The organism is Pseudalkalibacillus hwajinpoensis (assembly GCF_015234585.1).
GTDB lineage: Bacteria > Bacillota > Bacilli > Bacillales > Guptibacillaceae > Guptibacillus > Guptibacillus hwajinpoensis_B.
On the sequence record NZ_JADFCM010000002.1, the window covers coordinates 80,548 to 94,396 of the forward strand.

General features: G+C 33.7%; 15 protein-coding genes. 1 reads left to right on the forward strand and 14 read right to left on the reverse strand.

The features are described 5' to 3' along the window. Positions 1 to 8: 8 nt before the first annotated feature. Positions 9 to 1,304 carry a helix-turn-helix domain-containing protein gene (locus IQ283_RS08370; protein WP_194219740.1) on the reverse strand — a complete coding sequence of 432 codons (1,296 nt, stop codon included), beginning with the start codon at positions 1,302 to 1,304 and terminating at the stop codon, positions 9 to 11. A 276-nt stretch (positions 1,305 to 1,580) separates the two neighbouring features. Between IQ283_RS08370 and IQ283_RS08375 the strand changes: the two genes are divergently transcribed. Continuing rightward, positions 1,581 to 2,846: an MFS transporter gene (locus IQ283_RS08375; protein WP_194219741.1), complete on the forward strand. Its 1,266-nt coding sequence runs from the start codon at positions 1,581 to 1,583 to the stop codon at positions 2,844 to 2,846. A 111-nt stretch (positions 2,847 to 2,957) separates the two neighbouring features. Here IQ283_RS08375 and IQ283_RS08380 read toward each other — a convergent pair whose 3' ends face one another. The 13 genes from IQ283_RS08380 to IQ283_RS08440 all read right to left on the reverse strand — a co-directional run bounded on the left by IQ283_RS08380 (position 2,958) and on the right by IQ283_RS08440 (position 13,838). Further along, positions 2,958 to 3,233, reverse strand: coding sequence for an AbrB/MazE/SpoVT family DNA-binding domain-containing protein (locus tag IQ283_RS08380; protein WP_194219742.1), 276 nt, complete (start codon positions 3,231 to 3,233; stop codon positions 2,958 to 2,960). A gap of 40 nt (positions 3,234 to 3,273) precedes the next feature. Then, entirely contained in the window at positions 3,274 to 3,981 is a 708-nt protein-coding gene (locus tag IQ283_RS08385; protein WP_194219743.1) for a hypothetical protein, read from the reverse strand. A gap of 875 nt (positions 3,982 to 4,856) precedes the next feature. Then, positions 4,857 to 5,141, reverse strand: a complete 285-nt coding sequence (locus IQ283_RS08390; RefSeq protein ID WP_194219744.1) for a hypothetical protein — start codon at positions 5,139 to 5,141, stop codon at positions 4,857 to 4,859. Positions 5,142 to 5,448: 307 nt separating this feature from the next. Continuing rightward, on the reverse strand, positions 5,449 to 5,727 hold the full coding sequence (locus IQ283_RS24035; protein ID WP_206759444.1) for a hypothetical protein: 279 nt from the start codon (positions 5,725 to 5,727) through the stop codon (positions 5,449 to 5,451). Between the two features lie 27 nt (positions 5,728 to 5,754). Continuing rightward, positions 5,755 to 7,932: a type IA DNA topoisomerase gene (locus tag IQ283_RS08400; protein ID WP_194219746.1), complete on the reverse strand. Its 2,178-nt coding sequence runs from the start codon at positions 7,930 to 7,932 to the stop codon at positions 5,755 to 5,757. A 41-nt stretch (positions 7,933 to 7,973) separates the two neighbouring features. After that, positions 7,974 to 8,291 (reverse strand): DUF2325 domain-containing protein, encoded by a 318-nt coding sequence (locus tag IQ283_RS08405; RefSeq protein ID WP_194219747.1) that lies wholly within the window; start codon positions 8,289 to 8,291, stop codon positions 7,974 to 7,976. 83 nt (positions 8,292 to 8,374) lie between these two features. Further along, a complete protein-coding gene (locus IQ283_RS08410) occupies positions 8,375 to 8,839 on the reverse strand; it encodes a response regulator transcription factor (RefSeq protein WP_206759445.1) in 465 nt (154 codons plus the stop codon). 395 nt (positions 8,840 to 9,234) lie between these two features. Beyond that, complete coding sequence (locus IQ283_RS08415; protein WP_194219749.1) at positions 9,235 to 9,873, reverse strand: hypothetical protein; 639 nt, start codon at positions 9,871 to 9,873, stop codon at positions 9,235 to 9,237. 24 nt (positions 9,874 to 9,897) lie between these two features. Beyond that, the gene (locus tag IQ283_RS08420) at positions 9,898 to 10,353 is read right to left on the reverse strand and encodes a hypothetical protein (protein WP_206759446.1); all 456 of its coding nucleotides are present in this window, start codon (positions 10,351 to 10,353) and stop codon (positions 9,898 to 9,900) included. Between the two features lie 142 nt (positions 10,354 to 10,495). Continuing rightward, complete coding sequence (locus IQ283_RS08425; protein WP_194219751.1) at positions 10,496 to 11,161, reverse strand: hypothetical protein; 666 nt, start codon at positions 11,159 to 11,161, stop codon at positions 10,496 to 10,498. 196 nt (positions 11,162 to 11,357) lie between these two features. After that, complete coding sequence (locus IQ283_RS08430; protein WP_194219752.1) at positions 11,358 to 11,507, reverse strand: hypothetical protein; 150 nt, start codon at positions 11,505 to 11,507, stop codon at positions 11,358 to 11,360. A gap of 76 nt (positions 11,508 to 11,583) precedes the next feature. Further along, positions 11,584 to 12,786, reverse strand: coding sequence for an AimR family lysis-lysogeny pheromone receptor (locus IQ283_RS08435; protein WP_322098164.1), 1,203 nt, complete (start codon positions 12,784 to 12,786; stop codon positions 11,584 to 11,586). 269 nt (positions 12,787 to 13,055) lie between these two features. Further along, positions 13,056 to 13,838 carry a hypothetical protein gene (locus IQ283_RS08440; RefSeq protein ID WP_194219754.1) on the reverse strand — a complete coding sequence of 261 codons (783 nt, stop codon included), beginning with the start codon at positions 13,836 to 13,838 and terminating at the stop codon, positions 13,056 to 13,058. Positions 13,839 to 13,849 lie beyond the last annotated feature (11 nt).

Here is a 13,849-nt window from a genome sequence, read left to right on the forward strand (position 1 = left end):
GCTTATTTTCAAATGAATATGGGAAGAATGTCCTCTTTATCATTCTGTTTAGTACTGTTTAATAATAAATTAGCAGCTTGTTGAAAGTCTTCTAATTCATAATGAACCTTGGACATCCTTTTTATAGCTACTTCTTCTCCCCACCATATATCATTGGATTCAAATATGTCAAAACCCTTCGTATAATTTTCGAGTGCTTTTTGATGGTTAGTTCTTATCATTTCAACATCTCCAAGTATTAAATAAGTATAGCCACGATATTGTTCTTCCAGCGGTTGTGATATTACTTCAAAACATGTTTTTTCTGACTCTCCATATTGTCCATTTAAATAAAAGGCTTGAGCTAATCCGGTTTTAGATAAGAGAACTCCCTTGGAATGTTTAATTCGTTCAAAAATTGAAATTGCCATTAAATATACTTCAATAGACTTTTGATAATTACTGAATTTCATATACAAATTGGCTAGGTTATTATAGACACTGGCTTTACTTTCAGAATCTTCAACGGACTCAAAGAAACTCAATGCCATTTTGTTAGATTTTTCTGCTTTTTCTAATTCATTGATTTCCTTATAACATAGAGCGAGTAATAAATTTATTTGTCCGGTCTTAACATATACATGTGTTTCTTGATTAATTACCTGGGCTTCTCGTAAAATTCTGATCGCTGAATGGTACTCCTTCATATTTAAATGAGCAAACCCTAGATTAATTAACAGAGATGTTTTAATAGCTCCACCAACCTTTTGCTGGATGGAAAATTCATAAGCATCATTTAACAACTTAAAAGCTTCAGCATGTTTCTCTAATTTGATCTTAGTATACCCAAGAGAATCCATCGCTCTTACTTTTTCTTTGTGACTTTGAGTTACATTCATTATATCTATGCTGATCTCAAAATTCTCCTCAGCGATTTCCCAGATTTCTTTATTTTCGGCAATCTTTCCTATGATCCAATAATATAAACCTCTATCATAATTACTTAAATCTTCGATGTCAGTTATCTCAGAAATAGTCCTTTGCGCATCAAGAAACTTTCCATTTTCAATTTTACTTTCGGCTAATACTATTTTTTGTTTAGTTTGAGAAGTTATCAACGCTTTATTCCGAGGCTCTTGAAAAAAGTCCTCGACGCTACACTCTAACTTTAATGCAAATTTCTCTAAAGTGTCATAAGAGGGTTGAAATGAACCCTTTTCAATTTGACTTAAATAACTTCGGGTAATTATATCCTCTGCTAAATCTTTTTGAGTAAATCCTTTCCCTTTTCGTAATTCCTTTATCCTTTGCCCAATAACAGACATTTTCATGTCCTCCATTTCAAAATTATATTCTATTTAAGTTCACTATAACATAGAATGATCATTACTTAAACAACTTAAACTTTCCGTGTATAAAATAATAATGTTCAATAAAGTAAATAAAATAGAATTAATCATTAAGTAGTTCGATTCTTTTTTAAGTATATTCCTATCAATGTTATTAGTTATTTGTTAAACTGATTTAAAGATATTAACGAAACTAAACAAAATAACAAGATAAGCATTAATGTTATATAAATTAAATAAGGGGGATGAAAAATGTTAAAGATGAAATTTCTTTCTGATTTAAAAACACTTCCATTAACTCTTAAATTCATGTTTGCTTTAAATTTTTTAGTGTCATTTTCTAAATTTATGGTAATTCCCTTCTTAGCAGTATTTTTTAAAAATGACTTATCAATGAGTGCCTCTGAAATTGGATTTTTACTTGGCCTTACCCCGCTAGCATCTATGATATTTAATTTATTAGGTGGAAGGTTAAGTGATGTTTATGGAATTAAAATACTATATGTAATTTCTTTGTTTGTCTCTGCTCTTACCATGGCGTTATATGGGGTATCAGTAAACTATTTATTCCTAGCATTTGTTTCTGTTTTCTCAGGGATTGGCTGGAGTATTTACAATTCAACTAACCAAGCTTTATTATCTAAATTCTCTCCCAAAGAGCTAATCCAAAAAACTTTTAATATCAATTATTGGTTTTTTAATTTAGGAGGCGTAGCTGGTCCTCTTGTTGGAGCAATACTTATTGGATATAGCAGTTTTAAAACCCCCTTATTTAGTTTTGCAGGTATCCTCTTTATTATCGCAATTATAGCAATGTTTGTAATCAAAATTAAGGGAAATGAAAAATCAGGAACAACAATTGAAGATCAAGACAATAAGTTAATTAGCAAGGAATTGGTTCATAAAATATTCAAGAACAAAAGTTTGCTCTTACTTTTCAGTTGTTATTTCCTACTTTATTTTATCGAATCACAAATGGATACTAATATTGTTCAATATGCAGAGGAATCATTTCAAAATGGAGTATTACTATTTGCGAAGTTACTTACTTTAAGTATGGTTTTGATCATTATTCTCCAACCTATCGTTGCTTTAGTCGGTGAGAAAATAAAAACCTCTGTTTTAGTTTGGACAGGAGGCTTAATGTATTTTACTGGTCCATTATTATTACTAGGTATCAACTCAGAATTTTTTTGGTATGCAGGTTTCACACTGATAACCTTAGGTGAGATTATTTTAGCTCCCACGCTACAAGCACAGATTGCTAAGCTACCTGATGATGGTTATAAAACAACCTACTTTTCCTTTGTAAACATGGGCGGTAATATGGCATTTTTTGTTGGACCTTGGATAGGCGGAATCATATTTGACAGCATATTTATCGGCATACTATTTGGAATTATGTCTGGAGCAGGTCTTTTAGCTTCTACATTAATTCTATTGGCTAATAAAAAACAAAAAACGAAAGTAGGTAATCTGAATTACACCAGTAAAACAGAACAAACAAGTTCTTCCTAATCTTTAAGATAGAATATATATTGAACAACGCTATTCTTCTTTAAAGAATAGCGTTGGTTTATTAAGAGTATTTTTAGCAAAAAAAAAGACAAGAGTTAACTTGTCGCAAGTTTAAATCCCCTGGTTATCTAGTTCTTGTCTTAGAATTTTTACGCCCGTAGAACTTAAAACTAGTTTCCCGTTACCATATGTTTTATTATCGTCATTAATCTCACCGGTAATTGCACATGCTAAATTTGACTTATGCTTTTCAAGAATGATCTTGTCATCATCTACAAGTATAGCTATTGGATCTTTTTCCTCTATCCCTAATGCTCTTCTTAACTCTATGGGAATAACGACTCTACCTAAACCATCAGTTTTGCGAACAATCCCTGTGCTTTTCAAATAGCTTCCCCCGATTCTCCCTAGTAATAAAATGCTTTAATTAACGAAATTTATATTTACTGATTCTATCTATAGTTCTTGTTTCTCCATTTTGTTTCTCTTCCACTGCATCTTCTTCTTCATTTTCTAGATTCAGTACTCGTAATCCTAATCCACTTAATAATTGAACTTCACCATCTATGGTTTTAGCAAATACAAATTCAGTATCGATCGTGTCTTTTCCCTCATACTTAAACGGTATAATTAATGCTGTAACATTGATAATTGGATAGTTTACTTCTTTCCATTCAGCCAGTAATACCTTGGATTTATCAAATACTAAATTCAACTTGCATCCTCTTTCATAGACTTCGCTTATCATGCCATCAGTTTCTTCTCGACAATCATTAGGATCTTCCACAAAATCATCTTTTCCGGATGTATTGTCATGATCAGCAGCAATGCTAACACTTATATCACGACCTGGAATAGATTCGCCAATTCTTTCAGTAATCATATTCTCTACTTTTTCATTGACCTCATCATCTTCAGAGGAGGTGAAATTTTGCTGTTCTTCCTCATACACGTTAAGTACTTCCTCAATCAAATGACGAACTGCATTCATATCATCACTGCTAAAAACACTTTCCTGAGAATTAGAATTTGAATTTGTTTCTTTGCTTAGTACTGACGTATTAGAATCGTTACTACAAGCTCCTAAAACCAATAGAAGAACGAATACTAAAGCCATCAAAGACATATTTTTCATTACATTTCCTCCATTATATAGAAATTTTTTACTGTAAGTCTATAAAAAAATGACTTAAAATCGAATTATAGTAAAGTTACTAATAAAAAGGGGTAGACTATGATTTGGGAAAAAATCGTTTTCATCTTTATAGCAGGTGTGGTTTCATATAATGCATTATTAGGAATTAAACTGCTCTTAAAAGGGCGCTATACAACCTGCATTTTCCCTCTATTCGGTGTAACTCAAGAATGCTATTATTGCGCCAATTAAAATAGCTGCAACAGGAAGAGACAAGTAAAAATATGTCCTCTGTCTCTCTTTCCTATATCTTATTTGTTCTGGAGTGTCCCACATGCTGCTTTTCATTAAAAATCCCCCTATATCTCTCTATTACCCATCAGTTTATGGACCTCTCTATCAATAATCGGCGCAAAAACCGAAAAAGTTTAGCAATTTTAAACAATTGCTATGAGAATTTAGATTCTTAATCTTTTATAATTAATATTTAGTACGGTATATGAAATTTTAAGGATATCATAATCTTGAACTGAAAAAACCAGTTATTGTAATCAGAAAACTATTTACCCTGGCGATAGTCATGAAAGAAGATATTAAAGAAATTATTGGAACAATAACAAGAGCAAAAATACCAAAAGCGATCCTCGCAGAATAAATAAGTTCTCTTAAAGGATTAGATGCTACTTTCAAATCGAAAAGTGCAAATAGGAATTCGTAAGGGTAGATATTATATTGGATGTATAAATAAGAGCAGGCTAACACAAACACCACAAAAATTGGTGAAATAAACAAAACGTAAAACTTAATAAACTTCTCTACTCTACTTCTCAAAAGATTTCACCTCTTTGATATTTCAAAAATTCATTGTTAGAACTTTATTTTTCCACAATACGCTCTATTGCAGTATAATCCTCTTTAAACTTTACTTTATATTCTTTCTTATCAGGAAGGCTAGCAATAAAATAATGATTACTTGAAGATTCGCTTCCCACTTCAGTTAACCAAATATTTTTTTCATCAACACTAAAATGTTCTCCTACTAATTTGTACATTTGCTCCTCAGCGTTCTTTGAGTCATTTACATCATTAATTGAAGGAATTACTATGATGGCCACAATTCCGGCTATACATATCATTACTAAAGCTAGTGTTTTCCACATTTTCAAATCCATCCCTACTATTTACTGAGTTATTTATACAAATTCTATAAATTTGTCTGATTTTATTATCATTTTTGTAGTATTTTTCTCGTTATATGTATTTTTCCTAAGAAAACCATACGAAAGGATGTTCTTTCCTATTAAGTTTGCATCCGTATAAGAAAAATTCTTCTCTTGATCGTCCACTATTGAAGAAATAGGAATTTTGTTACCTCTTACAGAGACCATAATTGAGCTTAAGATATCTGCTTCATAAGAAATTAGCAGTTTAACGATTTATTTAAGTGATCCTATACTAGACAGAGGTTTACTTTCTTGCTTTACTTTTACTTTCGCTAGGATCCTTTTTCTTTTGGTCCGTTTCTTCTCTTTCAATAATCCGACTTTCATAATCAGGATCTAACTTGTTCAAGTTAATACAGATGATCTTTTCACTCATTACCTGCTCTTCATATTCAGTTTGAAATTGTTCCACCTTCTTAACGGTTTCAAAGAAATTCAGAGGCTTGTAAAAAGCACAGTGTTCGTTATGACGAGAATCACTTTTTCCAGTAGTTTTGTAATGAACAGAAGGAATATATCTCAAGTGTTCATGGCACTCGGCTTTAGTGGTTTATTTCTTATTTCTTTCTGGGAAATGAAAAATCACCCTCTTTCGTTCTGCGCTCCATACTAGGAAGGCATCAAAAGTTCCTTCCCTATTTCTTTTTTTAAACCCTTTTATCAAAGGACTTACCCCTTTTTGTAACAGAACTTTAACCTGATGATTGGTCAACTCCTTACCGCTAACCATCTTGTTAACCTTAAATCTACAGTTTGTATCTTTGAAACTACTACAACCAAAAAACTTCCCTGCATCTAGCACAGCTGATCCACATTCCAGACAAGCACCTACTTCAACATTTACTTTACTTGCCTCTATGTGGTTATCTAATTCCCAATTATCAGCGCTTTCTATTGCTTTCTTGACTTCTTCTTGGGTGATCTGCTTCATTCGATTCATGAAAACGGAGAAATCACTCTTCCCTGCTCCAATCCCAGACAAATATTGTTCCATTTTTCCGGTTGTTAATACCGAAGTTAAATAACTATCTAATCCTAAGGATTCAATTAACATGCGACCTTTTGGCTCTATATAAACTTGGTTTCTCTCGATTCGAATATATTTACGTTCAATAATTTTAGTAATAATCGATGCTCGAGTAGCTACGGTACCTAATGATAATTCGTCACTCTTAAATCCTTTTCTCTCATCCTTGGAGAGGGAATTAGCAGCATTAGCCATTAAAGTCACTAAACTACCAAGAGTGTAACGAGCGGGAGGACTTGTTTTACCTTCAATTAATTGAACCTCATTAACGGTACCTACCGCGCCTTCTTCTATTGTTGGTAGTACAACAGCGTTATCTTCATCTAACTTTTCGTTCTCATACACTTTTCGCCATCCACGTTCATCAACCCGTTTACCCTTAGTCATAAAAGAAAATTTCTCATCCACTACACTGATGATTTCTGAGTGTGTCTCTATCGCATCAGGATAATGAGCAGCTATTAATGATTTTGCGATCATATCGTAGACAATGACTTCACTCTTTGATAAGCGGGTGAAATCCACTATCTTTTCAGTGGGTATAATCGCGTAGTGGTCATCTGTTTTCGATTCATCTATAAATCGCTTATCTTCCGAAATATCTTTATACGGTAACTTCAAAAAGCTTTTGTACTCAGCTAATGTAGATAAGTTATTAAGTATCTCGGGGAAGTGAACAGCTTCGGATGGATTTACATGAACGGGTGAGCTCCTTGGATAACTCACTAGAGATTTATCATATAAACCTTGCAGAATCTTCAATGCGCCATCTGGTGAAAGACCTAATTTCTTATTTATTTCAACTTGTATAGTCGTGAGGTTATAAAATTGTGGGGGACGAATTCTTTTGACTTCACTTTTAACAGAATGAACTTTTGCTTCTTTCCCTTCACAATACCCTTTCAAATCCTCAGCTAGATTTTTTTTAAACAAGTGATCACGTTCTAAGGTATACCATTTACTTCTAATTTCATTTTGATGGTATGTTATATTGGCTTCTAAATCCCAATAAGGTTTGCTTTTATGGGCTTCTATAGCTTGTTCTCTTGTGCTAATTAGCGCTAACAATGGAGACTGGACACGTCCACAACTAAAATTTGTATCTTTAAGAGACTCTTTCACTCCCTTTTTATTAGATAAAAGTAGAGTCATACACCTGGTCATATTCATACCAATCAAAAAATCGGCTCTCTGCCTTGCAAGTGCTTCATAATATAAGGGCATATCTTGGTCAATACTTCTAAGGTTTTTGAAAGCTTTTTGAAGAGATTCTTTCGTTAAACTGGAGGTCCATAGACGTTTAACTGGTTTTTTATTGTTCAAATACAGTAATACTTCAGTAACCAGCAGACTACCTTCTCTCCCGGCATCGGCAGCATGAATGATGTCACTGACTAGAGGATCGTTGAGATACTTTTTTATGTTATTAAACGCTTTATTTTTAGATGGTGTAACTTTTAATTTGAATTGGTCAGGGATGATAGGCAGCCTCTGAAGATCCCACGCCTTGTCTTCCGCATTATAATCTTCAAATGAATAAAGCTCCATAATATGTCCTATTGCATGAACAACAATAGCTCCACTTGGAAAAGTTGAACATTTAGGGATTTCTAGGTGAGTACCTCGGTCTACTCCGTTAAATGCTTCAGAATATTTCTTGGCTTGCGAATTTTTTTCAGCAATGATTAGCGACTTCCCCATGCCCTGCTCCTTTCGTCCTCTACTATTTCAACACATATTTACTATGCTGCAGATTGCATCTCAGACATTATAGTTATACAACTTTGGATAGCTCCAGAAGCTCCAAAACCATTATGGTAGACGATTGTTTTATTATTTTTCTTACTTATTTCTTTAACCACATCCATCGACACGTGACCGAGTGCACCAACTAAGCAAACCACTATATCCGCTTTTTTTATAATGTTCCTAAACTCCTTTTTGTTTCCACCATTCCTTGTTTTTCCTTGATGAAAAAGAACTTTACAACCATGTTTAGCGCCGATCTTTTGATACGTTTTCTCTTGGCTTCCTCCGAAAATAGCAATTGTTTTATTCATAGCAAACACTCCTTGTGTTATTAATTTATAACAAATATACCACAAATAGAACAGTTTGCAAGTATCATTGTCTTAATATCCTACTAAGGAGTTGTTATCTTATATGATTGTTCTTCCGTATTTCTAACTTTTCCAAAGTGTTCCTGGTAGTCATCTAATAGAATATTGGCGACTGATGGATGAATAAATCGGTCTCCCCCAAGAATAATTCTTATACATTCTAATAATTGCTCTGTTTTCATGTTTTTCAATAAAAAGCCTTGAATATTTCTTTTAAGCAGCTTAAGAATTGAATTATGATTGCTACTTTCTACAGTCGAAAGTACAATTACCTTGGCATTCTTATGAATCAGCGAATCAATCCAAGATAGATTTTTCTGGAAGTTCAAGCCTGGTTCAAAAATCACTAAATCGGGATGAAACTCTTTTTCCATTGGAAGCGATACGCTGGTGGTTTCAATTATAAAATTGGGAAATGTGAGCTCTAGAAGCTGTTTCACCCCTCTTCGATAATTAATTTGCTCATCAATAATCAATACCCTGGTCATAATGGCCTCGCTTTCTGAATTTGAATTAATAGCGCTCTTGAATCATATAAAATGATACAAATGAAAAAGGGATAGAGATAAACAATAAGAAGTTTATCGTTTTTTCCATCTTTCCTGGGATAAAGTAAAAATTGAAGTCGATAATAGCCATTATTAAAAAGGCTAAGAATAACGAAAGAACAAAAGTTAGGATATATGCGAAGGAATATTGCCCGACAATTTTAATAGTTCTGTTGATCATTCTTCCTAATTTGGACATTTAATTCATTCCTCATCAAAAAAAACGCACCCACAATATAATAGGCGTAAATCTACCTAAATATTATGGGTGCGTCCCAATCTATTAGTCTATATAACAATTATAATGTAATTTGTCTTAACAAATCAATATATCTTTATTCGGGCCAATTCAATGGTTTAGGATGAGATATCATAGAGATTTTACCAGCACACAATAAAGCATATTGTCCATACCCCTCGTTATCAACATACCAAACCATCCGTGATGATAGCGCTAAAGAAGAACGATGGTCATGTAAGGGATATGGAGACTTATATACTTTTTCATTCCACCCCTTCTTAGCTTGAGAGGTATCCGATACAGATAAGAACTTTTGTGGTGACTTGTTTACAATCCAGCAACCATATTGATTGTCTGGAGCTACATACCAAAGTGCATCATCTCTCTTTGCAGGAACATCTGGTTTCAAAGGATAATGAGTATGTTCATACGAAATTGTCTCACCTTTAAATTCGTTAAATACCTCATCCAGTTCATCTTCATTTTCAAATTCTTCGTTATAAAATTCATACTCCAGTGGTCTCTCCCAGGGAGTAATATCCTGATTTTCGTTGTCTTCTTTGTAAATTATATCTCCGCATCTATAAGCAATTTTAGGATTGTCAGGATCATGTACCTCATGAACTCCGCACTCGTTTGTAAGTGAATCAAATAGATCGCAATTGACGCGACAAGTTATTGGATTTTTCCTCTTATTAATCTTGGAATTATTTATGACTAGCTGAAGTGTCATTCTCCTGACCTCCTATAGTTGAATTTAAATTGATCTCAAGACAATTGGCATGATGGCTGTTAGTGCTATTAAACTAGATGAACCTATAAACAAACGCTTGCTCCATCTCCCGTATTCAGGATGATTGAGAAATTTATGAAAGAGTTTCATGAGCAGCCCTATAAATAACATGCCAATAGCTGCATAAAATGCTGATTTGATAAGTAGGTTCATTACATCAGTCACTAACTGCGGTATTTCTGATTCAGTTGTTGTAAATGAGATGATGAAAAATAATCTTATGGTTAAAACAAAAATTGGAACGCCTATTAATATCCCAGTAGACCCTTTAAGAACCATTCCGGTTTTAGTAACGAGAGCATACGCCATTCTTATGACGCCAATTAGGAACATGATACTAAATAATGTAGAGATGGTGAGAGATATCATAGGCGCTTTACTATTTAAATCATCTGTTAAGTTTGCTACAGTCTGATTCATAGTAGTTCCTTCTTTTTTCTCCCCGCTGTCATTTTGAAAAATCGGGAGATTATCCGATGCAGCTAGTACATTCATGGGTAAAGACCCTATGGACAGTAATAGAGTCAAGGCTAAGAAGAGTGACTTAGCCTTTGAACCTATCTTAAACATTTGTTGGATCCTCAAAGTTTAATGGGATATATTCTGACACTAATTCTCTAGTTACTTCGTAATGAATTTTTCCGCTTACCACGGGATACACCACTTCCATTACTTCTAAAGTGCGGTTATCTTCTCCACATTTTGCAATCATGTACATCCACTGCTCTACCATTTTTTTATTTCCTGGTGATTGCTCACGAATTGCCTTCGTGATCTTTTTGACATCAAAAGTAAAATCAAATTGCAGGGTGTGTATTTTCCCGCTCTTCCCTTTAACCTTTACACTATGTAGAAACTGGTTGAATTTCGACAAATCATTAAATCTACGATATAGAAAAGATGATCTCGATGATTGCTCATTCGGCAGAATTACATTTACAGATAGATTTACTTTATCATGATCAAAAGTTCCATCGGGCAATACATCAATTGTAATATCCATGCGCTTGAACATTTTTGCAAACTGATCAATCCAACTAAACCCAGAAAATGTGATGTGGTCACGAATATTTTCATAGTACTCTTCATCTTGCATTACGTTTGGTATAGCGTGTCCTTGCAACAGTACATATTGATGTGAATAACGGATCATAATTTCTTCAAGGTTACTACTGGTCTTTTTAATCTCTTCCACAAAATTATCTATTTTTTCGTCCTTTAAAATCATTAAGGCCACCTCTTTTTATTAGTAGTAGAATTGTAGCATTGAAAAAGCAATAATAACGACAGTATTTATAAAAACTTAATATTCTGATAACTTTAGTATATTACTCGTTTGATTTTCACTAAAAAGTCCTGAAAACTAACGATGACATCACCCATATTGAGTGATGTCATCTTTTTTATTATCTTATGTTAGTTTTCTAGCCCATTCCCCCACCTGGATCTCTAACCATCTTAGTGGTGATACCAGAATCAGTGGAGTCTCCTTTAACAAAATCATAATGAGCAAAAGGTGAGAACATAAATGCAACAATAGTTAAACTAGCAATAAAACGTGTTGTTTTAGACAACGTAATCCCCCTTGCATGAAATTATTCAACTATATTATACCATAGTAAATTGAAAAAATTTCCCTTAAATTCCAATTCACCAAATTAATTCTAACTTTTCATCTTTATCTTTACTAAGCTTCTGCAATTGAATAAGAGGCAATTTAAGATAGAATTTATTCCCTTGTTTTCTGAAAAGCTCAAGAGATTTTCTATACAGTAAAGCATCATTCTCTAGCAATCCCTTATAATAAATCTGAAAAGCAGATAGTCGACCATTCTTTTTTTCTAAGTATTCAAGTAAATTATGCGCCTCTTCTTTCTTTCCTTCTTTAACCATTAAATGAAGCCGTTCTCCATCATTAAGCTGCCTCTCTTCTTCCACATTCTTTGACCAGTAGACCATAGCAAAATCGTATGTTTTGTTAATTTCTTTTTTACGGGCAATCATCGTCGGGGAAGAATATTTTTCTAAAATGCTCAGACCAGCTTTAATGTTGTTTTCAATTTCATCGAAGTTTTCAAACAAATAAGATTGTCCTAAAACATGATAACCTGTCGATACAAACAACGGAAATTTCGTTGAATAACCCCCTCTTGTAAGCTCAAGCGCTGTTTTCCTTGCATTCTCTAAGTCATTATCTCTTAAGTAACCATGAGCGTAACCTTCAAGCATCCGAACGTAATAGGCTTCCTTTATGTAAGGATCTGAAATTGTACTAATGACTTCAGGGAGTTCCTTTGTTAATTTCAACATGCTACCATGTTCATCCATATCAAAGTAAGCGTACATTTTAATAATATGGACCAAGATGCGCATTTCATTTTGTTTTAATTTACGTTGAGTCGTCAAATCTTCTGTTGCTTTGAGAAGTTCGGCTCCTCGTAAATTTCCTTTGATTCTCATCAGTAGTAAGTAATAAACTGCCGCCCATTCATCATTTGGACGTTTTCCATTCAGTTCTTTTTCAATAATATATTGAAGGATCTCAGTTTCTCCGTTCATATACGCATATTCCAAACCTAATCGTAAATTAATTGGGCGATCTGTAGATCGAATAAAACCAAACAACAATTCCCTTTGAGTTTCTACATCATTCTCGTATACCAACTCGATTAATTTTGTGAAATGGAATAAACCTATTCTTATTTGTTCACCTTCAGAGAAATATTGAGTAACTGCCCCTCCTGATACTTTAAGAGCTTTGGCAATATCATTATTCTTAATTCTCATCCTTTTTTTATCCTGGCATATTTTCTTCATCAGGTCGTTACTCATACTAGTTCCCACCACCATCATTAAATTTTAGTAGCAATTACTGCTACAGGAAAATCATGTGAGAGCTATAAATATAGCTTAGCAAAAAGTAGTTACTTTAAGTATTGGGAAATGTATAGTAAAAACTGCTCATAAACCGGCACTTTTGACACGAGGTTTCCCAACATGGTTAAAAATAGAGGTTTCAATAGCTATCTACTAGGAATATTGGGAAACCCCTACGCTAGAAGCACAAAATTATACTTCTAGCGTAGGGGGCGACGAACCTTCGTCGCTTCCCTCCTATTGCGCTAGATTACTTCTTGTAAATCGCTATATTCATATCTCATTTCATCTGGAATCGAGTATTCTTCAGAGACACCAGTTTCCAAACTCATTATATGTTTTACATCGACCTTTTTACCTACTTTATTAATATCAATTGCTAGAACATTTCCTTTTTTTATTCTCGCTGCATAACTTTCCCCTACATTCAACCACATCCGACTACCGTCCGTAACATGAATGAAGTTCCCTTCGATTCCTACTACATTCACTACCCACTGTTGCACTCCATCTAAAGCATCACTTATTTTGGCTGTTGCGATCGTTGGATATGTCTCAGGGATAGATTCGACTGGTTCATCATGAATGTCATCAATACTTAGTAGATCTTCCTCCGCAAAATACGGTTCCATAGCAAAATTATTATGGTCAGTTGGAGGTACGTCTTCATCTGTATAGGCAAACATGTCATTAGTTGTCTGTTCGCTCGTTGTGATTTCATTTTCAGGTTTAACCGTTCCTAATTCTTTTTGAAGGTCATCCAAGAAAGAAATGGATTCATCATCAAGCTCTGATACTTCAGGCTTATAATCCAGATGCTCATTTTTTATGGATGCAAAATTATCTTCATTTGGAGCGAGATTTGAAATACCTTCCCGCTCCATTGTACAATCAGAAACTTTTAGTTCTTCTACCATTAAAAAGAACTCAACTTGCTCTTTCATACGCATTTCTATTACTCTTTCAAATACGTATTGTTCTATGAGCAAATAAATAATAATGTAAATATCCTGAAGAGCTATAAACATTTATATTCCTC

Excerpts from the sequence above, each read along its gene's own strand:
- IQ283_RS08370 (WP_194219740.1), bottom strand. The coding sequence starts at position 1,304 with ATGTCTGTTATTGGGCAAAGGATAAAGGAATTACGAAAAGGGAAAGGA.
- IQ283_RS08375 (WP_194219741.1), top strand. The coding sequence starts at position 1,581 with ATGTTAAAGATGAAATTTCTTTCTGATTTAAAAACACTTCCATTAACT.
- IQ283_RS08385 (WP_194219743.1), bottom strand. The coding sequence starts at position 3,981 with ATGAAAAATATGTCTTTGATGGCTTTAGTATTCGTTCTTCTATTGGTT.
- IQ283_RS08390 (WP_194219744.1), bottom strand. The coding sequence starts at position 5,141 with ATGTGGAAAACACTAGCTTTAGTAATGATATGTATAGCCGGAATTGTG.
- IQ283_RS08400 (WP_194219746.1), bottom strand. The coding sequence starts at position 7,932 with ATGGGGAAGTCGCTAATCATTGCTGAAAAAAATTCGCAAGCCAAGAAA.
- IQ283_RS08405 (WP_194219747.1), bottom strand. The coding sequence starts at position 8,291 with ATGAATAAAACAATTGCTATTTTCGGAGGAAGCCAAGAGAAAACGTAT.
- IQ283_RS08410 (WP_206759445.1), bottom strand. The coding sequence starts at position 8,839 with ATGACCAGGGTATTGATTATTGATGAGCAAATTAATTATCGAAGAGGG.
- IQ283_RS08415 (WP_194219749.1), bottom strand. The coding sequence starts at position 9,873 with ATGACACTTCAGCTAGTCATAAATAATTCCAAGATTAATAAGAGGAAA.
- IQ283_RS08420 (WP_206759446.1), bottom strand. The coding sequence starts at position 10,353 with ATGAATCAGACTGTAGCAAACTTAACAGATGATTTAAATAGTAAAGCG.
- IQ283_RS08425 (WP_194219751.1), bottom strand. The coding sequence starts at position 11,161 with ATGATTTTAAAGGACGAAAAAATAGATAATTTTGTGGAAGAGATTAAA.
- IQ283_RS08435 (WP_322098164.1), bottom strand. The coding sequence starts at position 12,786 with ATGATGGTGGTGGGAACTAGTATGAGTAACGACCTGATGAAGAAAATA.
- IQ283_RS08440 (WP_194219754.1), bottom strand. The coding sequence starts at position 13,838 with ATGTTTATAGCTCTTCAGGATATTTACATTATTATTTATTTGCTCATA.